Source organism: Treponema primitia (assembly GCF_046533075.1).
GTDB classification, from domain to species: domain Bacteria; phylum Spirochaetota; class Spirochaetia; order Treponematales; family Breznakiellaceae; genus Termitinema; species Termitinema primitia_B.
In genome coordinates this window covers 1-21,735 of sequence record NZ_JAJQRB010000084.1, presented here as the reverse complement: position 1 = coordinate 21,735, position 21,735 = coordinate 1, and the positions used below count along the sequence as shown (strand labels likewise).

The following is a 21,735-nucleotide window of genomic DNA, read 5'->3' as shown; positions in this document are numbered from 1 at the left end:
CAAGCATAAACTTCCTGCGGCAGAACGGGCAAACAGGTATGGCGGCTCAGTTGTGTACCGGGTATACCGGAGGTGAAAAGAACGACTGGTTTTTACCAAGCAAGGATGAGCTTGACCTGATTTACAAGAACCTCAAAGCTAAAGGGTTGGGCAGTCTTGATGGCAGGTGGTACTGGTCCTCGTCGGAGAACGGTAGTAGTGTCGCGTGGGTCCAGGATTTCAGCGATGGCAGTCAGTACGGCCGCGGCAAGAATGCTACAAGCAGTGTCCGTGCGGTTCGGGCTTTTTAACCCTTTAGCCCTTTAACCCTTTTTTTGCCGCCTGGGGGGGGTGGGGGGCTATAGCCTCCCAATGCCTGGCGTCTTCGGGTATTAACTTCATGCCTTTGTGTGCGATGTTCTTATTCACACAAAGGCATGAAGGAAGGCAAGCTGCCGCCGAGTGGTAACAGTCACCACTTTTGCCGGGCTTTATTACGGGTTGTTACAGGGGAAACTATGAATACCGATGAACTTAATACGGACAAACTGGCGGATGCTGTTGCCGATGCAGTAGCAGCAGGACGGTTCCATGACGCGCCACAGGAAGAGGCTCTCCTGGTCAGGCTCAGCGCCCTGGAGAATATCGTGAAGCTCTATAAAGAAATTGTCGCCAGACAAGGCCCCGGCGTAGCGTAGCGAGGTCTGGGAAAAGCGCCAGTCTTAGTCAAGCGCAACCCATTCGAACAGGCGCCGGTGGGGGAGGGGGAGCCCCGCTGCGGGATATTCTGGAATTCCCCACCGGAGGAGACCCGAAGGGGCTCCATAGGTGGATTCTACAGGCATCCCGCAGCGGGGCTCCCCCTCCCCCACCGGCGTTTTTTCGATTCGCCCTTCAGAGTTTCCCAACACTTCCCCGTGACACCAACTTCCCCGAAATCAAAATATTCTCCGGTATATCCTCCGGCGGATTAGTCATCCGCTCCGCCAGTTTTTCCAATGCCCGCCGTCCGATCTGATGGGTAGAAACCCTGATAGTCGTTAGAGGCGGTTCGGATAGGCTGCTGTACGGCAGATCATCGAACCCAACAATACTGATATCTTCGGGGATGCGGTAATTGTGGTCCCGCAGGGCTTTCATGCAGCCGTAGGCGATAATATCGTTCATACAGAAAAATGCCGTTGGCAGGACACGCTGCTTTTCCAGGAATTTGCTCATATCGGCGATTGATTTATCAAAGGCAGGGTCCACACTGATAATAAATTTTTCCTGGACCGGCAGGGAAAAATATTCCATGGCCTCCAGGAAACCGGTTTCGCGCATCCTGAAATTCCGGGCTTCATAACTGCTCTTTACTAATCCTATGCTGCGGTGGCCGTTATTATACAGATGCTGGATCACCCGAAAAACCCCATCGGCATTATCCATATCAATACAGTCATATCCGGAAGATGGAAAGTAGGTGTCGATAAACACCAGGGGCCTGGATAACTCGGTAAAGAAATTCAGTTCATAGGCATTGAGCTCGGTCCCCAGAATAATGAAGCCGTCCACGGATGCGCCCTTTTGGGCATGGATAACTTCCTCAATGGGCGTCAAATTAAAGAACGAAACCTCAAACTTGTATTTTCGTTTTTTGGCGTAAGTTTCAATTCCTTCCATATATTCGGTGATAAAGGCATTGTGGCGCTCATTTACGATATGGCCATGTTTCGCTATTTTTAAGAGTTTTATGGTGATGTTTTCATTAATAAGGTACTGATCCGTAAGAACGGTTTTGTATCCCAGGTTTGTGGCAATATTGATGATTCTTTTCCGCACCTCACTGCTGATGCCGGATTTATTGTTTAATGTCAGGGATACCGCAGAAGGGGAGACCCCCGCGGCCTTTGCGATATCAACTATCCGCGGAGCCATACTCCATTTTAACCCTTAATGGGTGAATTTGTCAATGTAAATACTAAAATATTTTAGTATTTACTAAAATATTTTACGCAAAAAACAGGGAATAATTGCCAAATTCCGGAGGTTTTCAAAAAATTCTTGACAATGAGCTAGGCCAATGCTATAGTTTCAATAATTGGCGGATAAATATTTTTAGTATTTATTATAAAATATTTTAATTGGATTCCAAGTTATCAAATGGTTTGAATGAGATCTTACATAGTGATTGTACGCCATGAATATATGGTGTTATAATAATTTTTTGGAGGAAAGAATATGAAAAAAGCAGTGTGGTTGGTTTTGGTTGCGGCGTTGTTTAGCGCGGCAATATTCATGGGGTGTAGTAAAAAGGCGCAGACGGCTAACGACGCTGCGACAAATGAGCTGCTCAAAAAGTATATGCCGAATCAGATGGCCAATGGCGCCATTAAAATAGCGGTTGTCCGCAACCTGGCCGCCGGCGACCATACCCAGCAGTTCCTGGAAGGCTGTACGTCCGAAGGCCGGGCGCTTGGCTTTGTCGTTGACACCTTTGTTACCGATGGTGACAACGCCAAGTGTCAGGAGACCCTCGCCCAGGTTATCCAGAAAGATTACGATGGTATTATCCTCTCCCACGGTGAGGCCGGTTACACCTATGATTCGCTGAAACCTGCCGTCGACAAGGGTATGAAGGTTGTCACCTTCGATTCCATTCCCTATCTGAATGGCGATGTCAACGGCCAGATCCTCACCGGTGTTACCAGCACCGCCCAGGAAGATGCCAAGCTTGCAGAACTGTCCCTGGCTTCGCTCGTGGCGAATTTCCCTGCGGGTAAACAACCAATTAAGGTTATCCGCGCCTGGATGGGCCCCGGTGTACCGCCCCTGGATCGCCGTCAGGTAGTCTATGATCGGTATGTGAAGGAAGGTAAGATTCAGGAAGTTGCGCTGGTCGGCCCGGTGGATTCCGCTAATGCCCGCGGCGGCACCCAGGATGCACTGTCCGCGCTGCTGCCGAAATTCGCCCCCGGTGCGGTGGACGCAATTTGGGGTTCCTACGATGAGCTCGCCAAGGGTTGTTTACAGGCTCTGGATGATGCCGGACGGAAGGATATTAAAATTATGTCCATCGATATTTCCAACGATGATATCAATTTGATGCTTTCCCATCCCGATGTATGGGTTTCTACCGCTGCGGTGGATCCGAAACTTATCGGTATCGCCGACATGCGTCTTTTAGCCGCAAAATTTGCGGGCGAGAAAACCCCCGATACCTATAATCTTGATGCCCAGGGAGTAAAGACCACGGACCTGAACAATTCCATTAACATGGGTAATATCGTTTCAGTGGTATCCGGTTGGGGCCAGGAGCAGGGGGTGTTTGATAGCTATGCCTGGTTCAAAGAGATTAAGGCCTCTGTTGGAAAGTAATACGTAAACATTAGGCTAAGTCAGCTTCCATTTCGGCGGATAACGTTCCTTGCCGGAAGGGAAGCTGATTGCGGCTTAGCGTATATCAATAATATCGGTAGGTGAATTATTTTGGCAGAGATGAAAAAATCCACCCTGAAAATGCAAGGTATTTCTATAACCTTCCCCGGGGTGAAAGCCCTTTCCAATGTGGACTTCAGTATGGAGAGCGGAAAAATTTATGCATTGATAGGGGCCAACGGTGCGGGTAAAAGTACCCTGATGAAGGTGCTTTCCGGGGTGAACAATCATTATACCGGGGAAGTTTTTATTGATGGCGCGGAATGTGAGCTCCGTTCCCCTAAGGCTGCTAAGGAACTGGGCATTGAGATAGTGTACCAGGAGGTGGATGTGGCGCTTGCCCCCAGCCTTTCGGTGGCCGAAAATATTATGACCAATGTTTTGGTCAATAAAATGGGTAAACAGCAGTTTGTTAACTGGAAATATATTCGCCAGGCCGCCAAGGAAGCTTTGGACCGGCTTGGGGTAAACATTGATGTTCGTAAAAGTGTTGCGGAATTGACCTTGGCGGAAAAGCAGATGATCCTGCTGGCCAGCGCCGCCCGGGAACGCTGCAAGTTTCTGGTACTGGACGAGCCAACGGCGCCTCTTTCCAATACGGAGACAGAAAATCTGTTTAAAGTTGTGCGGTACCTTGCCAAAGAAGAAAATGTAGGTATCGTGTTTATTTCTCATCGCCTTGCGGAGTTATTTGAAATTTGTGAACATATCACCATCATGAAGGATGGGCAGGTGGTTAAGGACATGGATATTACCCCGGACCTTACCATCAATCAAATTGTGGAATATATGCTGGGCCGCGCCATTGACGAAACCTATAAAAAAACGCAGGTTCCCATCGGTGATGTGCTCCTGAGTCTGGAAAATCTTACAGAAGCCGATGGGCGGGTAAAAAATATAAACCTTCAGGTAAAGAGCGGCGAGATTATCGGCATTGCCGGTCTTGTAGGCGCGGGTAAAACCGAATTGTGTAAAACTATTTTTGGGGCCTACCCCAGTGGCAGCGGCACCGTAAAGCTCCGGGGAAAGGATATTACCCCAAAGACGCCGGCCCAGGCGGTAAAGCGTGGGCTTGCCTTGGTGCCGGAAGAGCGGCGCAAAGAGGGGGTCATAATTGATGATCCGGTGTATGCCAATATTACTATTTCGTCCCTGCAAAAATTTTTGAATAAAATTCATTTTGTAGTAAAATCCCGGCAATTGGATGTTGCCCGAAAAATGGTGAAAGATCTGGGTATCAAGACCCCCTCGGAATACCAGCAGGTGGCCCATCTTTCCGGCGGGAATCAACAAAAGGTAGTGGTAGGCAAGTGGCTGGTGTCCGATTCGGAGGTTTATATTTTTGATGAGCCCACCAAGGGTGTGGATGTGGGCGCCAAGCGGGATATATTCAAGCTTATTGAGGATCTTGCCGCACAAGGGAAGGGTATTATTTATACTTCCTGTGAGTTTTCCGAGATCCTGGCCATCGCCGATCGTGCATATATCATGTTTGACGGCGGGATTGTGAAGGAAGTAAAGGTTTCTGAAACCAGTGAAAAGGAACTACTCTATTATTCAACCGGAGGCAATTGAGATGGGTAAATCCGCAGTGCGCGGCACAAGAACGACTATAATGGATTTTATCACCCGGTGGGGAATACTGCTTACTATTGTGATTATGGTACTCGGTTTTTCGATAACCATGCCTACATTTATGTCCATATCAAATATGACCGCCATACTTCGATCTGTTTGTATCGTAACCATTGTTGCAATCGGTATGACCTTTGCCCTTACGGTTAACGGCATTGACCTGTCGGTGGGTTCGGCGGCTACCCTTTCTAACACCGTGTGCATGACCTTTTTGGTGTGGTTTTCCTTTGGTACAACCGTACCGGGAACCATCTTTGCTATAGTGCTTACCATCCTTATTGTGCAGATGGTTGCTTTGGCGAACACCCTGCTCATAGTAAAATTGAAAATACCGGATATGCTGGCTACTTTGGCCACCATGTTCATGTTTGAAGGGGTCGCCATGACCTATGCGGGCGGCGGGGCTATCAACGAACGGATGGTGCGGCCCGATGGCAGCAGCGCCGTGGGCAGGGTACCGGTTTTTTTGCGTACCATGGGCAAAGAGCCCTGGATTATCATCATTATGCTGGTTCTGGTGTTGTTAGCATTTCTGTTCCTCACCTATACTAAGCATGGCCGTTATATGTATGCCGTAGGCGCCAACGCAGAGGCCGCGCGTTTATCCGGCATCAATGTGCATAGGTACCGGGCCCTGGCTTATATCCTGAGCGCCATACTGGCGTCTGTCGGCGGGATACTTATCGGCGCGCGGGTGGGCAATGCGCAGATTAATTCCGGTTCGTCCTATCTGATGGGTGCGGTGGCGGCGGCGCATATCGGCATTTCCGTTGCCGGTGTGGGAAGACCCCATGCCTTCGGTACCCTGGCCGGCGCCTTTCTGATTGGGGTTCTGGAAAACGGTCTTATCATGGCATCGGTACCCTATTACACCGTCAATATTTTTAAAGGTCTTGTCCTGGCAATAGCGCTGGCCTTGAACTATATTCGTAAAAAATAAGCATGGAGGATAACAGGATGTCTCGTTTTGATAGTTATTTTTTGATGAAGGAAGCGGATGTAGCCGAATACATCAATGAAAAATTAGATTTCTTTGCATCCGGCGCGCAGTTGGAAGTGAAAGAAATCGGCGATGGTAACTTGAATTATGTGTTTCGTATCCGGGAAGAGAAAACCCGCAAGTCCATCATTGTAAAGCAGGCAGGAGAGGCCCTCCGGATCTCTGCGGAGATGAAAATTTCAACGGATCGTAACCGCATAGAATCGGAAATTCTCCTCCTGCAATATAAGTACGCTCCCGGTCTGGTTCCTAAGATTTATCAGTACGACACGGTGATGTGCGCTTGTATAATGGAGGATCTCTCCGATTATCAGTTGATGCGCTATGCCCTGATGGAGCATAAAACCTTCCCCCGTTTTGCCGATGATGTTACCACCTATATGGTGAATACCCTGTTGAACACCACCGATGTGGTGATGGAACACAAGGAAAAGAAGGGGCTGGTAAAGAGTTTTATTAATCCCGAACTTTGTGAAATCACCGAAGATTTGGTCTACACGGAACCATACAATAATGTTAACAAGCGGAATCTGGTTACCCCCGCAAATGCGCAGTTTGTGCAGAAAGAACTGTATGACGACGAGGCTTTGCACCTTGAGGTCGCTAAGCTGAAGTTTGAATTTATGAACAATGCCCAGGCGCTCATTCATGGGGATCTGCATACGGGTTCTGTTTTTGTAAACCAGCAGGGTACCCGTGTGTTCGACCCTGAGTTTGCATTTTACGGCCCCATGGGATACGATATCGGCAATGTGATTGCTAATTTATTTTTTGCCTGGGATAATGGGAATGCGGCGGGCGCCAAAGATTTTTGCGATTGGGTGTTGAAAACCGCCGTAGAGGTGATCGACTTGTTCAAGAAAAAATTCCTGGTATGTTATGCCCAGCGGGTTACGGATGTGATGGCGAAAACCAAGGGCTTTGCCGAATATTACCTGAATACTATCATAATCGACACCGCTGCCTGTACGGGGTTGGAATTGATCCGCCGTACGGTTGGCATGGCCCAGGTTAAGGATGTTACCACCATAGCGGATCAGGAAAAACGTGTTTTCGCGGAGCGGGTAAATATTATTTGTGCAAAAGACTGCATTGTTAACCGCCGTAATTTTGTTACCGGGGACGATTTTGTGCAGGCATTCCTACGGGCCCTTAAGGCTCTGAAGGTATAATTTTTTAAAGGAACAATGATGACTCAAAACATTCTGGACTATGACACCGTTGCTTTGGATGACGAAAAAAGCGCTCTGGTTATTGTCGATCAAACCAAACTACCGGGAAAGGTGGAAATAATATCCCTTACCAAACAGGAAGATATCCACAGGGCTATTTATATCCTGCAGGTAAGGGGAGCCCCGGCAATTGGAGTTACCGCGGCTTTCGGGCTGTATCTTGCGGCAAAGGAAATCCGTTCTGATACCTACGATAGTTTTTATGCCCAGTTTAAAAAAGCTAAGGACTATCTGGCAACCGCCCGTCCTACCGCAGTAAACCTATTCTGGGCGCTTAACCGTATGGATGATGTGGCGCAGGTCAATGCGGGCTTGCCCATTCCGGATCTTAAAGAAGTGCTCCGCCAAGAGGCCGTCAAAATTCGTGACGAAGATATCTGGGGCTGCCGTTCCATCGGCGAATACGGTCTTAGCCTAATCAAGGATGGCTGCGGTATTCTTACCCACTGTAATGCCGGGCAATTGGCCACGGTGAGGTATGGCACCGCCCTGGCGCCTATCCACCTTGGCCGGGAGAGGGGGCTAAACTTCAAGGTATTCACCGATGAAACCCGTCCTCTGCTGCAGGGCGCCAGGCTCTCGGCCATCGAGATGGTATCAAATGGGGTGGACACCACGGTAATTTGCGATAATATGGCGTCCCAGGTAATGAAAAACGGCTGGGTGCAGATAATCTTTGTAGGCTGCGACCGGGTAGCCGCCAACGGAGATACGGCGAATAAAATCGGCACTTCCGGTGTGGCAATCCTGGCTAAATATTACGGTGTCCCCTTCTATGTGTGCGCGCCCACTTCTACGATAGATATGTCGATTGCAAAGGGTGAGGATATTGTAATTGAAGAGCGCCCCGCAGAAGAAGTAACGGAGATGTGGTACAAAGAGCGTATGGCTCCGGAAGGCGTAAAGGTATACAATCCAGCCTTTGATTTTGCCGACAACGAGCTGATCACCGGCATTATCACCGAATACGGCATCGCCCGTCCCCCCTATACCGAAAGCCTAAAACAAATTTTCGAAACAAAGAAAAATGCAAAAAAATAATTTAAAAATGTAAGAATAATAAACCGCAAAGGCACAGAAGGCGCAAAAGGAGAAGGAATAAGTTTTCCTCCCCCCCCCTTCATTCTGCGTAAATTTACGATGTTGTGTCTGTAGCCAAATTTCTCTATGCGACACCGGCGGGCGTGGGGAGGGGTATGCCCGTCTTCATGTATATGGAATTCCCTGCTGTAGTAGACCCGCGCAGCGGGGCTGCGGAAGCAGACTCTACATGCACATGAAGACGGGCATACCCCTCCCCACGCCCGATTTGCCGACAGATATCAGGCGCCTATACATTTACCCTTCACTAATAACCGTCTTATTCTGCCACTTCCCCCGGACCCAGCGCGTGGCATAGATTACAGCCCTGGCGATGAAGTCCATTCCCATGGCGAGCCATACCCCCAGGGAGCCGAATCCCAGGGGGTAGGCGAAGACGTATGCCATGATTACCCGGACAAGCCACATGGTGGTGGCGCCCACGACCATGCAGAACCGCGCATCTCCGGCGGCGCGCAGGGCATTGGGCAGGGTAAAAGCCAGGGTCCAAAAGAAGGCCGCGCTGATACACTGTACCTGCATATAACTTTTAGCCAGGGTTTGTGCATCGGCGCTTAAATTAAACAGGCCGATCAGGGGATCCTTAAAGATAAGCATTGCACCGTTCAGAATAATAAGTACCACATAGCACAGTTTTAGTATTTTAGAGGTGTACCGTTTAGCCCATTCATAATCCCCGGCGCCTACGCACTGTCCAACGATGGTCAGAAGGGCAATACCAAAGGCCTGTCCGGGCATAAAAGACAGGGAATTGGTCACCGAAATAATGGCGTTCGCCGCGATAGCCGCGGTACCGAAGGTAGTAAAGATACGGGAGACCAGGATTTTACCGAACTGGAACATAGAATTTTCCACCCCGCTGGGAATACCTATGTTCAGGATATTACGGATCATCCGGGGATCCAGGCGGACCTTGGATAAGCCCTTCAATGACACGGGACTGGAACTGTGTGGTCCGGATACGAGCATGGCCATGAGTACCGCCGCCGCAACCACACGGCTGATGAGGGTGGACAGGGCCGCCCCGGTAATCCCAATATGGAAGCCAAAGATAAAGACGGCGTTTCCCCCGATGTTCATGCAATTTACCAGCAGGGCGATAAGCATGGGGACCTTGCTGTTACCCATGGCGCGGAAGAGGGCGGCGGCGGAGTTGTAGAGTGCAAGAAAGGGATAGGACAGAGCGGTTATCCAAAAGTAGGTCCGCGCCGCTTTCATCACATCGGCTTCGACATTTCCATATACCAGCTGCAGAATCCGGGTATGCAGAATCAGTGCTGCCACGGTAATAACAACAGAAATGATGGTATTAGCATAGATAAGCTGCCTGGCGGCACTGGCGGAGTTTTTAGTATCCCTGCGGCCTATGTACTGGCTTACCACCACGGAACCGCCCGTGGCAAGGGCGGCGAAGGCCAGGATAAGCAGATTGTTAATCACGTCCACCAGGGATACCCCGGAGACGGCGTATTCTCCCACGGAGCTGACCATCACCGTATCGGCGATGCCCATGGTAACCCCCAGGATCTGCTCAATTATCAGGGGCCCGAGGAGGTAAAAAATGGCTTGGTTATTCCACCGTGCAGGGGAGGCCAACGCTAGGCCCTGTTGCTTTTCATTCTACGGTCACCGATTTTGCCAAATTCCTCGGTTTATCAGGATCCAAGCCCCGAAGAACCGAACAGTAATACGCGTAAAGCTGACAGGGGATAATCGCCAGGATGGGAGAAAGGCTGTCCAGGGTCCGGGGTATACGGAAAACCTGATCCGCAGTTTTATCAAAGTAATCTACATCATCGTAGGTGATCACCGCTGTGGCGGCGTGACGGGCCTTTACTTCCTTTATATTGGAATCCATCTTGTCAAACAGCGCCGGCTGGGTACACAGGGCGGTAACCAGGGTAGTTTCATCGACTAAGGCGATGGGGCCGTGTTTCAGTTCCCCCGCGGCAAAGGCCTCCGAATGGGTATAGCTTATCTCCTTGAGCTTTAGGGCGCTTTCCAGACTGGTTGCGTAATCGAAAAGGCGGCCCATGTAGAAGACCTTGGACTTGTTGAACTGGAGGGAGGCAAAACGCTGGATATCCTCCTTTCCCGCAAGGATCCGTTCCGCCTGTTCCGGCAGCTTTTCCAGCGCTTCGATATGGGCAGCCAGTTCAGTATCGTTCATACCGCGGAGCCGTCCAAGCTGGAGGGCGATGAGATAAACGCACATAAGCTGTGTGGTAAAAGCCTTGGTGGATGCCACGGCGATCTCCGGCCCCGCCAGGGTAGACATCACCAGATCCGCTTCCCTGGCCAGGGTGGAACCCACAACATTGGTAATGGCGATGATCCGGGCGCCGCTCTTTTTAGCCAAGCGCATGGCAGCAAGGGTGTCCGCAGTTTCCCCGGACTGGCTTATGATAAGGAAAATATCCTTTGGGTTGAATATGGGGTTCCGGTAGCGGTACTCCGAGGCGATCTCCGCCTCCGTGTGGATACGGGCAAACTTTTCGAAGGCGTACTTGCCGATAACCCCGGCGTGCCATGCCGTACCGCAGGCGGCGATAACCACCCGTTCCGCCTTTGCCCAGGAAGCATCGAAGCCGATCTCTTCCAGGTTGATAGTTTTCGTACCCGCGATTTTGATCCGTGCCCGCAGGGTATCCCTCAGGGCCTTGGGCTGTTCGTGGATTTCCTTGATCATGAAGTGCTCGTAACCGCCCTTTTCGGCGGCGGCGGCGTCCCACTCCACGTGCCGGCTTTCCCGTTGACGCTGTTCACCCTCTTCGTTGTAAAACTCTATCCGGTCCCGGTAGAGTACGGCGATTTCCCGGTCCTCCAGGTAGTAGACTTCCCGGGTATATTCCAGCAGCGCCGGTACGTCCGAGGCGATGAGGTTTTCCCCCTTGCCCGCCCCAACCACCAGGGGGCTTTCTTTGCGCACCGCAATGATACGGTCCGGATCGTTTTCGCAGATGATCCCCAGGGCATAGGAACCCTCCAGCCGTTTCAGCGCCCCAATCACGGCTTGGAGTAAATCGCCTTTATAATAGAAGTTAACGAGATGGGCGATAACCTCGGTGTCGGTTTCGCTGCGGAAACTAACCCCATGCTCCATAAGCCAGACCTTGAGTTTGGCGTGGTTTTCGATGATACCGTTGTGAACCACGGCGATTTTGCCGGATACATCGGTATGGGGGTGGGAGTTAATGTCGGAGGGCTCACCGTGGGTTGCCCATCGGGTATGCCCTATGCCCATGGTACCGTCCAGGGCGCCTGCCCCCAGTTCACCTTCAATCTTCTCTTCCAGGTTTTTCAGGGCGCCCTTGGACTTCCGGATCGTCAAACCGGCGCTGCCCAAAACGGCGATCCCCGCAGAGTCGTAACCCCGGTACTCCAGCCGCTTAAGGCCCTTAATGAGAATTGGGGCTGTCTCTTCCGCCCCGATATATCCGACGATACCGCACATGGGGGTATCCCTTAATACGTAACTATCAGGGCGTTAAACACCAGGGGAACGGAACCGGTATTTTTGACGCTGTGAGAAGCGCCGTTGCCGGTGATGAGCAGATCCCCGGGCTTTACGGATATCTCCGTACCGTTGTCATTGGCAGTACCGGTACCGGAGATAAAGATGAAGTACTCGGTTTCATTATCATGCTGATGATAGCCGATGGACGCCCCTGGTTCCAGGGATAGTTCCGCCAGCAAACGGGCGTTCTTTTCCGTACCGTTTGGCACAAAATAGGTGAAGTTAACGATCCCTTCTCCGCCCCTCATTTTTTCCTTTTTTTCAGTTCCCATTGAATTCCGTTGTACGAACATGGTAATAACTCCTTAAAAATAGTATGCTAATTCATATTGTCATAGTATGCTTTAATAATAAAAAAAGGAAGAGAGTCCAGGGGAGTATATGCAGGATTTATTGAATTACATTTTATTGGGTCGTCCGGTGAAACAATGGTTCCTGGCGGCGGCTTTTATCGCCGGAGGCTTTGTGGCCGGAAAAATCTGCTCCTGGATCTTGGCGGCCATACTAAAACATGCCTGCGCTAAGACCAAATCCAAGATTGATGATCTGATCATAGGCGGTATCCGGCTGCCCCTGGTCATCGGCGTTACCCTGGGGGGTATACACCTGGGGCTGAAACAACTGGGGATGACCCCGGATGTGTCCCTTTGGGCGGACCGTATCCTGTATATTTTTCTGATACTGTTTTTTGCCATGGGCATAAACAGTATCCTCGGCGCTATTATTGATCACTATGTGCCCGCCAAGAGGGGAGGGGCGCTCAAGGGGGAAGCGGCTCTGCGGCCTTTACTGCGGAACTTTTTTTCAACCCTTGTTTGGATCATTGCGGCAGTCCTGGTCCTGCGGGTCCTGGGCTACAATATCAGCGCACTGTTGGCGGGGCTTGGCTTAGGGGGCGCCGCCCTGGCGCTGGCCTCCAAGGATACGTTGTCAAACTTTTTCGGGTCCATTACGATCTTTGTGGATAAGCCCTTCCGGCTGGGTGACCGGATCAAGATAGGCGATTTTGACGGGGTTATTACCGAAATTGGGATACGAACCGCCCGGTTGAGAACCCTGGAAAACCGCACGGTGGTTATCCCCAACAGCCTCTTCGCCGCCACCCCCATCGAGAACGTCAGTTCCGCCCCCCATTCCAAGATCACCCAGACCATAAGGGTTCGGGGGGATAACACCGGCGAAAAGATTGCCCAGGGGATTGACCTGCTGAGGGCGATCCACAAAACCGTCCCCGGCCTGGAAAGCCAGCCCATCGCAGCCCTGGCGTCCGTTGGCGGTTTGGTCTGTCAGATCACCTTTGTCTACTATATTTCCAAGCAGGCCGATTACTGGGGAACCATCAACGCGGTGAACCTTGAGGTTCTGCGGCGTTTCGAGGAGGCGGGCATCCGCCTGATATAATATGCCCCGTATTGAATACCGGCCTTCCGGACCCCCTCAGCGAAACCCCCGGTCTCTGGTAATTTTCTACCGTATTCTCCTGGTCATAGTTTTGTTCCTGGTTCTGGTCATCCTGGGGGGTTCCCTTTACGCCCTGATACTCCGGCCCAAGTCCGCCGCCGTTCCGGTCCCGCCGGCTTCCCCCGCCGCGCCCTTGGCCACCGGTGATGCGAATATCTTTACCGGCCTGGGCCGTCTCCGCTGCCCCACCGCCGATCCTAATCCGGGGATGGTGATCCTCCAGGCGGCTTTCCCCTATTATCCCGGTGATCGGCCTTTTTCGGAGGAACTGGTATCCCGACTCAAAGAGCTCCGGAACATCAGCGTGGCCTATTTTGCTGCGCTAAGCGTAGAAGAGCTGGGACGCAAAAGCGAGGCTGAAATAAAGGCGGAACTTCTGTCCCGGTATAATGCGATACTCCGGTTGGGGCAGATAGAAATACTGTATTTTAATGAATATATGGTGATAGAGTAGGCGGTATCAATTTAGTACCTGGTATCTATCGGCAAATCGGGCGTGGGGAGGGGTATGCCCGGCTTCATGTGCATGTAGAGCCTGTCTCCGCAGCCCCGCTGCGCGGGTCTACTACGACAGAGAATTCCATATACATGAAGCCGGGCATACCCCTCCCCACGCCCGCCGGTGTCGCAGTACGAGAAGGTGCAAAACACTATTACTAACAAGGAGAGGATGAGGCGCTTGGCACCAAATTCGTGCGTATTATTGATTATTTTGGATGTATATACGTATTGCGTATAAATACTGTTATATGCAATAGGCCCTAAATATTTATGAATATTTTAAACACCTATTGACAAAAAAATATTTATGTAGTATTAAAAAAATGTAGAAAGTACCAATAGGAGGATAAAATGTCTCATAAGTATACTATTATTCTAAATGTCCTTTTTTTATTTTTATCATGTTCACCACGAAGTTCTCAATATTCAAATATGACTTATTCAGTTAAAAAATATGAACCGATAATTTCTATTAGACCAGATGGGAATGATGAAACTATAAGTATATATAAGGTTATTTTTATATATAAAAATATTGATCTAAAAAATAAAAATGAATTAGAATTTTACATTACACCTGAAGAATATTTGTCATTCAAAGAAAATATTATCAAATTTTTTGAATGGGATAATATTGCAAAAGAAAATAAAGTTAATGTTTCACGAAGGGAATTACCGTGGTCTCTTAATCGTGAAACGCCTTTAGATGGAGATATGGCCTCTTTTTATGGTGGGGACGAAAAAAAGGTAGGATGGGCTAATCACGGGTCTATAAATTTTTATTTTAATTCGACTGGATATAATAGTACCCTACAAATATCGCCGAATATGTATATTCATGGATCAGGTATATATAGTGCTAATTTTTCTCCCTCTTCTTTAACTTTAACTTTAACAGAAGAACAAGCCAAAGATTTTCTTGATAATAATACTGACGAAATATTGAATAATGTTTATCAAAAAAATTTAACAGCTAAAAGACAACAACAGGAATACAAACAAAAACAAAAAGAAGAAAAAATGATACAACAAGAAAAAGAAGATAAATTATTTAAATAAGAAATAATAAATCAATAATATACGGAAGAAAATATGACGTATTCAGTTGTTGATTATGATCCGGTCTGGGGAATGGGTTCAAAACCTGTTAAAATATGGGCAACCAGTAAAATTGCATTTAATCGTTATATTGATGATATAAAAATTCGTTATAATAATTTGTGTGGCTATAATATAAAAAATATCCACTTGTCTGATATTGATCATATAGAAATAGTTCGAGATCAGGTAGATTATTATTTTAAAGAAAAAGTGTGGATTTCTGACGGAATTGGAGCTGGGCAATTTATAATAGAAGGTTATCCTTTTTATGATTTTTTGGGTAAAAGAATTTCGGCACATTATTTAAAACGAAAGAATAATATAGAAAATAAATTATAAGTACGGGCCTACTGCGCATAACCAAGATGCACTTTTAATGAGATTTTAGATAACGGCAGAGAAAAAAGATCGACAAATCAAAGAAATGATGATACGATACAAATACTATGGCAAATTATAAACAAACAGATAAGGAGCAAGGGCTGTTTCTGGCGATAAATCTAGGGGAACAACAACGACGAAAAGGGGGCTGAAATTATCTGAAAATTATTATGTAAAGCGGCTTCGCCGCTATTTGACAATAATAATAAGTATAAGGTATAATATGGGAATATAAAATTTAGGAGGAAATATATGGGGAAACATTTTAATAAAAAAATAGCCCCTTTTATTGTGTCAATATGTCTTATTGTTTATTATACAATATATGTAATATTTTTTATTAAATTTAATATTCCAATAATTATTAAAATGATAGCCTTAACTATATCAATAATAATAACCATAGTAGTTATTAAAGTTTTAATAGAACGAATTAAAGAGATTGATGGAGGAGAAGAAGATGATCTTGGTAAATACTGATTACGTTTCAGGAAAAGAGCTTGAAACACTTGAACTTGTAAAGGGAAGTACCATTCAATCAAAAAATTTTGGTAAAGATATAACCCAGGCCATTAAATCATTAATAGGTGGGGAGTTAAAAGCCTATAATGAAATGATGAATGAGGCAAGGGCCTTGGCTACCAAAAGAATGGTAGCAGAAGCGGAAAAACTTGGTGCAGATGGAATTGTAAATATAAGATATGCATCATCGTCAATAATGCAAAATGCCGCAGAAGTAATAGCATATGGCACAGCAGTAAAATTCAAATAAAAAAATGGTGTACGCCCCCACTTCGCATAACGACAGAGAAAAAGATCGACAAACCAAAGAAATGATGATACGATACAAACCTTCGGTTTCCAGAAAGCTCATCGAACTTCGCCCCACGGCTGACGAAAGTGAAGCCTCAACCCCCGAAGATTGGCAACGTGTTACACTTAATTCGCCCGGTAAAAGCGGAATAATATAGGGGTTTTCTACAATTTTTGGTCAATCGCCGCCGTAATGCCTCATAACTAAATCTAACCGTAAGAGCGGACCATCTCCTTGCATTATAGCCATACCCTATGATATAATTGCTTGGTTATTGTAGCCTTAGGGCTATGGAGTGGAGTGCCGGGCCTAAAATTCGTTTAACCGAATTGGAGACCGGATCATCCGTCATTTTTTTATAAAGGAGCAAGCAAATGAAAGAGGTTTTTGGTAAGAAAATAGGTACCCCCCCCCCCGATAGGAATACTAGGAATTACCGATTTCAAAGAGTTTGGACATACCCTTCGTATTTTCTAAATAAATCAGCCCTCTTTTTTGCCCTTGCGGTACTTGTCTTTAGTGCTTGTGCAAGCCCTTCCAATTCTGATACCACACCCCCGGGAGTAGTTTCCGGTTTATCCGGAAATCCAGGGGACAGTCAGGTAATCCTTAACTGGTCCAACCCTTCCGACAGCGACTTTGACCATGTGGAAATCACCTTTAATCCCCAAACAGCGGCCGTTAACCAGCCTATAATTGTCCCTGCGGGGGCCAGCACTAAAACCATTACCGGCCTTGCCAACGGCACGCCCTACACCTTCACGGTTATCTCGGTAGACGCCTCCAACAACAAAAGCGCCGGCGTACAAACCGGCCCCCACAGCCCCTACCCGGATGACCATACCGCGCCTGCGGATGTTTCCGGCCTGGGCGCCATCCCCGGCAATAGCGCAGTAACCCTGTCCTGGACCGATCCTTCCGACAGCGACCTTTCCTATATCGAAATAAGCTTTGCACCCGAAGCGGAGGGCCTTACCCAGCCGGTAAGCGTCGCTAAGGGAACCGGGACCAAAACCATCACGGGCTTTGCCAACGGCACGGCCTACACCTTTACGGTTAAAGCGGTAGACGCCTCTGGTAACAAGAGTGAAGGCACACAAACCGGCCCGCATAGCCCCTCGGGAGGCTTTGACCCGGATGACCATACGCCTCCCGCGGATATTAATGGTCTGGAACTACAACCCGGTATAAGCGCAGTAACCCTCTCCTGGATCGATCCCGATGACTATGACAACGACCTTTCCCATATTGAAATAAGCTTTGAGCCCGAAACCGAGGGCGTTACCCAGCCGGTAAACGTCCCCAAGGGAATCGGGACCAAAACCATCACGGGCCTTACGGGCGGAGTAAGCTATACTTTTACCGTCAAAGCGGTGGACACCTCCGGTAACAAGAGCAACGGCGCTACCAATAGTTCAAGCCCCCAGAGCCCTGACACAACGCCCCCCAGTTCGATCAGTTCTTTATGGAAAGAGAACGGTAATGGCCAGGTACGCCTTTCTTGGAATGATCCTTACGACTTTGACCATATCGAAATAACGGTTGAACCCAAACCGGCCGGCATTACCCAGCCGATAAACGTCCCCAAAGGAACCGAGTATGTAACTATCACGGGCCTTACCAACGGCGTTGACTATACCTTTACAGCCCGCACAGTTGATACATCGAACAACAAGAGCGAAGAGAAGACCCTAACGCTCAATGTCGGCCTGAGCCTTGTGGAAAACCTTGACATTGCCAAAGCCTCCGCAGATACCAATATTACTGTGGAGCTCTACCGGGATGAACCGGATGTTGGAACATTATATTTTGGCGGCGAATTCAGCGGCAAAACCATTACCATAAAAGGGATGGGGGCAGGAAAAAACACAATACATAAAGGTTTCAGCGTCGAGAGCGGTGTTACCCTGATATTGGAGGACATTGTCATCACAGGCGGCTACTCATCAGTAGGTGTGTCCGGGACCCTAAGGATGAAGGGGACCACGAAAAAAACCGGAGGCACCCTCCCCATTGGCATTAACGGAGGAACCGTTATCATGGATGATTACGCGTCCATATCGGAAAACGAAAATGGCGTTGAGATCACTAATGGCGGCAGCTTGACCATGAACGACTATTCAACGATATCGAATAATAATTCCTGTGGTGTAAAGATAATAGGCAGCGGGTGCAGCTTGACCATGAAAGGACATTCTTCGGTAAAAGATAATATTGGCGGCGGCGGTGTATATCTCAACTCGGGAACCTTTACCATGAATGATTATGCAGTCGTATCTGGTAATAAAAGCAGTGAAACTGGCGGCGGGGTATATCTCAGATCGGGAACCTTTACCATGGATGACTACGCTGCCGTAACGGCCAATAGCATTTCCAGCGGCTATGCCTTTGGTGGCGGGGTATATGTTTATGGCGAAACCTCCCCTACCATCTTTACCATGAAAGGCAATGCGGCCGTTTCCAACAATACTGCCTCCAAAGGCGGTGGGGTATATGTCGTTGGTTATACAGGAGAAGGGGTCTTTAACCTGACTGATAGTGCGTCCGTATCGGAGAACAACGCCGCGCAAGGAGGCGGGGTGTATGTCGCTGAAGGCAGTTTTATTATAAGCGGGGGCAAAATCGAGAAAAATATCGCTTCCGGAGACGGCGGCGGCATATATGTTAGTTCCTACAGCCAAAGCTTTAGTATAACAGGTGCCATCGACATCTCGGAAAACACTGCTGCCGGGAACGGGGGCGGAATATACAGCGAAAAATCTTTTACCCTTACGGATGGCGTAATATCAGGTAATAACGCCTTTAAAGGCGGTGGAGTATATATTAACCAATCAGGTGCAACCTTTGCCATGACCGGCAGTGCTAAGGTGTCGGGCAATAATACCGCTCAATTTGGCGGCGGGGTATATATAGAATCCGGAACCTTTGCCATGAGCGACAGCGCGGAAGTGTCGGAGAATAAGGCCATTAAATCTGATAGCTCCTATGGCGTCTTAGGCGGCGGGGTATATGTCTATGGCAAAACCTCTCCTACATCCTTCACCATGAGCGGCAGCGCCAAGGTATCGGGCAATAGCTCTTCCGGCGAAGGCGGCGGGGTATATGTCTATGGCGAAACCTCCTCTACACCATCCTTCACCATAAATGGCGGAACGGTATCGAATAATACCGCCTATAATGGTGGTGGTGGTGTTTACATTGACAATGGAAACTTCACCATGAATGGCGGAACGGTATCGAATAATACCGCCTATAGTGGTGGTGGTGTTTACATTTACATTTACATTTACAATGGAAACTTCACCATGAACGGCGGTACAATCTACGGTAAAAATGAAGGCGCCAACAGCAATACCACTACTTCTATCAATAGTGGTGCTTCCCTGTACAAGGTCGGTTACGGCACCGCCAAGTACGGCAATGGATCGGACATCCTGTCGGGCGATTCTACCGACGACACCCTCAACGGCCACAATTAGCGCGGCGCATCCTGAAACCCTCCGGAAATACCCCGGAGGGTTTCAGGTACTATTTAGCCTGGTGTCCTTGCCGGACAATGATGTAGTTTTATCGTATACAGCCGGAACGTCTATACGGGGTAATGATCCGTCAGGACCATTCCTCAAAAAGGGATTGCGGATCAAAGGTCCGACAGCAGTCGTTTTACCGAACCGCTTCAGTATATCAGATTCCGTATCTTGCTTTTAGCATAGCTTCGTTATGCGAAATCCATTTTGCATGAAACTCCAAAAATTCAAAAAATAAAGAAAAAACACTTGACAATATCATAATAATGGTGTATTTTTTAACAAATATTTACACATTGGAGGACAATATGCGGACAAACATTGACTTAGATGACACTTTGGTTAAGAAAGCCATGGAAATTAGTGGCCAAAATACTAAAAAAGGTGCAATAAACTCGATATTAAGTGAATATATCCGAAAATATAATCAAAAGAATATTTTGAAATACCGAGGAAAAAAAATCTGGGAAGGCGATCTTGAAAAAATGAGGAAAGGAATATAATGGATATTCTAGTGGATTCATCTGTTTGGATAGATTTTTTTAATTATTATGATTCAAAGGAAGCAAATGAATTACAGAATCTAATAGAACATAATAACATTAACAATATTTTCATATCTCCCATCATTTATATGGAAGTATTACGTGGAATTAAAGATGACAATGACTTTTATGACATTAAAGAAACATTACTAAATTTCTCAATTCTTAATAATGATATAATGGAAATAACAGAAATGGCAATAAATATTTATAGACTATGTAAGAAAAAACACATAACACTCAGAAAACAGAATGACTGTTTAATAGCTGCTCTTGCCATACTAAATGGCCTTCCAGTTTTTCATAAAGACCATGATTTTGAATTAATAGCAAATGAAACAAAATTAAAAATATACAAAATATAAAGCCTAAAGTACGCCCAACTTCGTATAACCAGGGTGTACTTTTAATAAGATTTCGCTTAACGACAGAGAAAAAAGATCAATAAACCAAAGAAATGATGATATGATATAAATACTATGGCAAATTATAAGCAAACAGATAAAGAGCAAGGGCTATTTCTGGCGATAAATCTAGGGGAACAACAACGACGAAAAAGGCGCGTCGGCGTATGAATCGCGAATACTACTCAAGATCGTGCTATACGGATATTCGCAGGGAGTAGGGGTAATAATCCCTGACCCCCAATTCCGGCAGCGGGATGAACAGATGATGTCCGGTACGTATGGAAATACCATGAGGGGGCGCATTGAATGCTTTTAAATTTGATGAACCCGATGTCACAAAACCAACCTTTCATGGTGTACCGATGAAAGGGGTAGATATTGTTGTTGAATTAAGGGAAGGCTCTTCATTTTTCCAGGGCTTTTCTTGCCGCTTCCAGAGCTGCGGGGTAATCTGGCGGGGTACCAATGTCCGCCACCTGTTGGGTATACACAACCCTATTCTCCCGGTCCAGCACCACCACCGCCCGGCTCAAAAGACCCGCCATGGGGCTGTCGATAATCTCCACGCCGTAATCTTTTCCAAAGGAGCGGTCCCTCATCTGGGAAAGGGGAATGATATTGCGGATCCCCTCGGTATGACAAAACCGGCCTTGGGCAAAGGGAAGATCGCAGGAGATGCTCAGGACCACCAGCATTGGCTCATTCTCCACCTCCTCGTTGAAGCGCTTAATTGCGGTGGCGCAGACCGGTGTATCAAAACTGGGTACAATATTGAGGATCTTCACCTTCCTGGCCCAATTATCCAGGGTTTTATCCCCTAAATTCCCATCCACCAAACAAAAATTCGGCGCCTGTGAACCCAGTGCAGGCAGCTTGCCGCAGGTTCTTACCGGTTTTTTCCCGAACGATATAAGAGCCATAAAAACCTCCGAAATAGCTGGGCTTATCACTTTTATCTATAGCATGAAGCAGGGGGAAAATCAAGACAGGATATAGAGCGGGGTAAATACTTTTTCTGCTGTGTTGCTCCTTATCGGCAAATCGGGCGTGGGGAGGGGTATACCCGGCTTCATGTGCATGTAGAGCCTGTCTCCGCAGCCCCGCTGCGCGGGTCTAC

At 47.8% G+C, this 21,735-nt stretch carries 21 protein-coding genes; 16 read left to right on the top strand and 5 right to left on the bottom strand.

What is annotated here, in order from left to right:
* A partial coding sequence (locus tag LQZ19_RS17440; protein ID WP_411048972.1) for an Lcl domain-containing protein occupies window positions 1-290 on the top strand: 290 nt, incomplete at its 5' end.
* 207 nt (window positions 291-497) lie between these two features.
* Window positions 498-677: a hypothetical protein gene (locus tag LQZ19_RS17435; RefSeq protein ID WP_411048971.1), complete on the top strand. Its 180-nt coding sequence runs from the start codon at window positions 498-500 to the stop codon at window positions 675-677.
* Window positions 678-873: 196 nt separating this feature from the next.
* On the opposite strand, the gene LQZ19_RS17430 is transcribed toward LQZ19_RS17435, so the two are convergent.
* A complete protein-coding gene (locus LQZ19_RS17430; RefSeq protein ID WP_411048970.1) occupies window positions 874-1,896 on the bottom strand; it encodes a LacI family DNA-binding transcriptional regulator in 1,023 nt (340 codons plus the stop codon).
* A gap of 303 nt (window positions 1,897-2,199) precedes the next feature.
* Here LQZ19_RS17430 and LQZ19_RS17425 point away from each other — a divergent pair, with 303 nt between their 5' ends.
* From LQZ19_RS17425 to mtnA, 5 genes are all read left to right on the top strand, one after another.
* A complete protein-coding gene (locus tag LQZ19_RS17425; protein WP_411048969.1) occupies window positions 2,200-3,336 on the top strand; it encodes a sugar ABC transporter substrate-binding protein in 1,137 nt (378 codons plus the stop codon).
* A gap of 120 nt (window positions 3,337-3,456) precedes the next feature.
* A complete protein-coding gene (locus tag LQZ19_RS17420) occupies window positions 3,457-4,971 on the top strand; it encodes a sugar ABC transporter ATP-binding protein (RefSeq protein ID WP_411048968.1) in 1,515 nt (504 codons plus the stop codon).
* A gap of 1 nt (window position 4,972) precedes the next feature.
* Window positions 4,973-5,971 carry an ABC transporter permease gene (locus LQZ19_RS17415; protein WP_411048967.1) on the top strand — a complete coding sequence of 333 codons (999 nt, stop codon included), beginning with the start codon at window positions 4,973-4,975 and terminating at the stop codon, window positions 5,969-5,971.
* 17 nt (window positions 5,972-5,988) lie between these two features.
* On the top strand, window positions 5,989-7,203 hold the full coding sequence (mtnK, locus tag LQZ19_RS17410; protein WP_411048966.1) for an S-methyl-5-thioribose kinase: 1,215 nt from the start codon (window positions 5,989-5,991) through the stop codon (window positions 7,201-7,203).
* A gap of 15 nt (window positions 7,204-7,218) precedes the next feature.
* The gene (gene mtnA / locus LQZ19_RS17405; protein ID WP_411048965.1) at window positions 7,219-8,304 is read left to right on the top strand and encodes an S-methyl-5-thioribose-1-phosphate isomerase; all 1,086 of its coding nucleotides are present in this window, start codon (window positions 7,219-7,221) and stop codon (window positions 8,302-8,304) included.
* 297 nt (window positions 8,305-8,601) lie between these two features.
* Here the strand turns inward: mtnA and LQZ19_RS17400 are convergent, their stop codons facing one another.
* From LQZ19_RS17400 to LQZ19_RS17390, 3 genes are read right to left on the bottom strand one after another with little or no spacing between them, the layout of a single operon-like run.
* Window positions 8,602-9,960, bottom strand: coding sequence for an MATE family efflux transporter (locus tag LQZ19_RS17400; protein WP_411048964.1), 1,359 nt, complete (start codon window positions 9,958-9,960; stop codon window positions 8,602-8,604).
* Window positions 9,961-9,979: 19 nt separating this feature from the next.
* The gene (gene glmS, locus LQZ19_RS17395; protein ID WP_411048963.1) at window positions 9,980-11,818 is read right to left on the bottom strand and encodes a glutamine--fructose-6-phosphate transaminase (isomerizing); all 1,839 of its coding nucleotides are present in this window, start codon (window positions 11,816-11,818) and stop codon (window positions 9,980-9,982) included.
* Window positions 11,819-11,829: 11 nt separating this feature from the next.
* The gene (locus LQZ19_RS17390; protein WP_411048962.1) at window positions 11,830-12,174 is read right to left on the bottom strand and encodes a cupin domain-containing protein; all 345 of its coding nucleotides are present in this window, start codon (window positions 12,172-12,174) and stop codon (window positions 11,830-11,832) included.
* An 88-nt stretch (window positions 12,175-12,262) separates the two neighbouring features.
* Here LQZ19_RS17390 and LQZ19_RS17385 point away from each other — a divergent pair, with 88 nt between their 5' ends.
* From LQZ19_RS17385 to vapC, 9 genes are all read left to right on the top strand, one after another.
* Entirely contained in the window at window positions 12,263-13,282 is a 1,020-nt protein-coding gene (locus LQZ19_RS17385; RefSeq protein WP_411048961.1) for a mechanosensitive ion channel family protein, read from the top strand.
* A 1-nt stretch (window position 13,283) separates the two neighbouring features.
* Window positions 13,284-13,796, top strand: coding sequence for a flagellar basal body-associated FliL family protein (locus tag LQZ19_RS17380; RefSeq protein WP_411048960.1), 513 nt, complete (start codon window positions 13,284-13,286; stop codon window positions 13,794-13,796).
* A 479-nt stretch (window positions 13,797-14,275) separates the two neighbouring features.
* Entirely contained in the window at window positions 14,276-14,902 is a 627-nt protein-coding gene (locus LQZ19_RS17375) for a hypothetical protein (RefSeq protein ID WP_411048959.1), read from the top strand.
* 33 nt (window positions 14,903-14,935) lie between these two features.
* Entirely contained in the window at window positions 14,936-15,283 is a 348-nt protein-coding gene (locus LQZ19_RS17370) for a hypothetical protein (RefSeq protein WP_411048958.1), read from the top strand.
* A 294-nt stretch (window positions 15,284-15,577) separates the two neighbouring features.
* Window positions 15,578-15,805: a hypothetical protein gene (locus LQZ19_RS17365; protein WP_411048957.1), complete on the top strand. Its 228-nt coding sequence runs from the start codon at window positions 15,578-15,580 to the stop codon at window positions 15,803-15,805.
* Complete coding sequence (locus LQZ19_RS17360; protein WP_411048956.1) at window positions 15,786-16,097, top strand: YbjQ family protein; 312 nt, start codon at window positions 15,786-15,788, stop codon at window positions 16,095-16,097. The genes LQZ19_RS17365 and LQZ19_RS17360 overlap by 20 nt, the downstream gene beginning before the upstream one ends.
* A 416-nt stretch (window positions 16,098-16,513) precedes the next feature.
* On the top strand, window positions 16,514-19,618 hold the full coding sequence (locus LQZ19_RS17355) for a fibronectin type III domain-containing protein (RefSeq protein ID WP_411048955.1): 3,105 nt from the start codon (window positions 16,514-16,516) through the stop codon (window positions 19,616-19,618).
* Window positions 19,619-19,974: 356 nt separating this feature from the next.
* Window positions 19,975-20,169, top strand: a complete 195-nt coding sequence (locus LQZ19_RS17350; RefSeq protein WP_411048954.1) for a type II toxin-antitoxin system VapB family antitoxin — start codon at window positions 19,975-19,977, stop codon at window positions 20,167-20,169.
* Window positions 20,169-20,576: a type II toxin-antitoxin system VapC family toxin gene (gene vapC, locus LQZ19_RS17345; protein ID WP_411048953.1), complete on the top strand. Its 408-nt coding sequence runs from the start codon at window positions 20,169-20,171 to the stop codon at window positions 20,574-20,576. The genes LQZ19_RS17350 and vapC overlap by 1 nt, the downstream gene beginning before the upstream one ends.
* 446 nt (window positions 20,577-21,022) lie before the next feature.
* Here the strand turns inward: vapC and tpx are convergent, their stop codons facing one another.
* Complete coding sequence (tpx, locus tag LQZ19_RS17340; protein WP_411048952.1) at window positions 21,023-21,538, bottom strand: thiol peroxidase; 516 nt, start codon at window positions 21,536-21,538, stop codon at window positions 21,023-21,025.
* Between the last annotated feature and the right edge of the window lie 197 nt (window positions 21,539-21,735).

Bases quoted from the DNA above. Each gene is read 5' to 3' on its own strand.
- mtnK (WP_411048966.1), top strand. From the start codon at position 5,989: ATGTCTCGTTTTGATAGTTATTTTTTGATGAAGGAAGCGGATGTAGCC.
- glmS (WP_411048963.1), bottom strand. From the start codon at position 11,818: ATGTGCGGTATCGTCGGATATATCGGGGCGGAAGAGACAGCCCCAATT.
- tpx (WP_411048952.1), bottom strand. From the start codon at position 21,538: ATGGCTCTTATATCGTTCGGGAAAAAACCGGTAAGAACCTGCGGCAAG.
- vapC (WP_411048953.1), top strand. From the start codon at position 20,169: ATGGATATTCTAGTGGATTCATCTGTTTGGATAGATTTTTTTAATTAT.
- LQZ19_RS17390 (WP_411048962.1), bottom strand. From the start codon at position 12,174: ATGTTCGTACAACGGAATTCAATGGGAACTGAAAAAAAGGAAAAAATG.
- LQZ19_RS17435 (WP_411048971.1), top strand. From the start codon at position 498: ATGAATACCGATGAACTTAATACGGACAAACTGGCGGATGCTGTTGCC.
- LQZ19_RS17415 (WP_411048967.1), top strand. From the start codon at position 4,973: ATGGGTAAATCCGCAGTGCGCGGCACAAGAACGACTATAATGGATTTT.
- LQZ19_RS17430 (WP_411048970.1), bottom strand. From the start codon at position 1,896: ATGGCTCCGCGGATAGTTGATATCGCAAAGGCCGCGGGGGTCTCCCCT.
- mtnA (WP_411048965.1), top strand. From the start codon at position 7,219: ATGATGACTCAAAACATTCTGGACTATGACACCGTTGCTTTGGATGAC.
- LQZ19_RS17365 (WP_411048957.1), top strand. From the start codon at position 15,578: ATGGGGAAACATTTTAATAAAAAAATAGCCCCTTTTATTGTGTCAATA.
- LQZ19_RS17355 (WP_411048955.1), top strand. From the start codon at position 16,514: ATGAAAGAGGTTTTTGGTAAGAAAATAGGTACCCCCCCCCCCGATAGG.
- LQZ19_RS17380 (WP_411048960.1), top strand. From the start codon at position 13,284: ATGCCCCGTATTGAATACCGGCCTTCCGGACCCCCTCAGCGAAACCCC.
- LQZ19_RS17425 (WP_411048969.1), top strand. From the start codon at position 2,200: ATGAAAAAAGCAGTGTGGTTGGTTTTGGTTGCGGCGTTGTTTAGCGCG.
- LQZ19_RS17370 (WP_411048958.1), top strand. From the start codon at position 14,936: ATGACGTATTCAGTTGTTGATTATGATCCGGTCTGGGGAATGGGTTCA.
- LQZ19_RS17350 (WP_411048954.1), top strand. From the start codon at position 19,975: ATGCGGACAAACATTGACTTAGATGACACTTTGGTTAAGAAAGCCATG.
- LQZ19_RS17360 (WP_411048956.1), top strand. From the start codon at position 15,786: ATGATCTTGGTAAATACTGATTACGTTTCAGGAAAAGAGCTTGAAACA.
- LQZ19_RS17420 (WP_411048968.1), top strand. From the start codon at position 3,457: ATGAAAAAATCCACCCTGAAAATGCAAGGTATTTCTATAACCTTCCCC.
- LQZ19_RS17375 (WP_411048959.1), top strand. From the start codon at position 14,276: ATGACTTATTCAGTTAAAAAATATGAACCGATAATTTCTATTAGACCA.
- LQZ19_RS17385 (WP_411048961.1), top strand. From the start codon at position 12,263: ATGCAGGATTTATTGAATTACATTTTATTGGGTCGTCCGGTGAAACAA.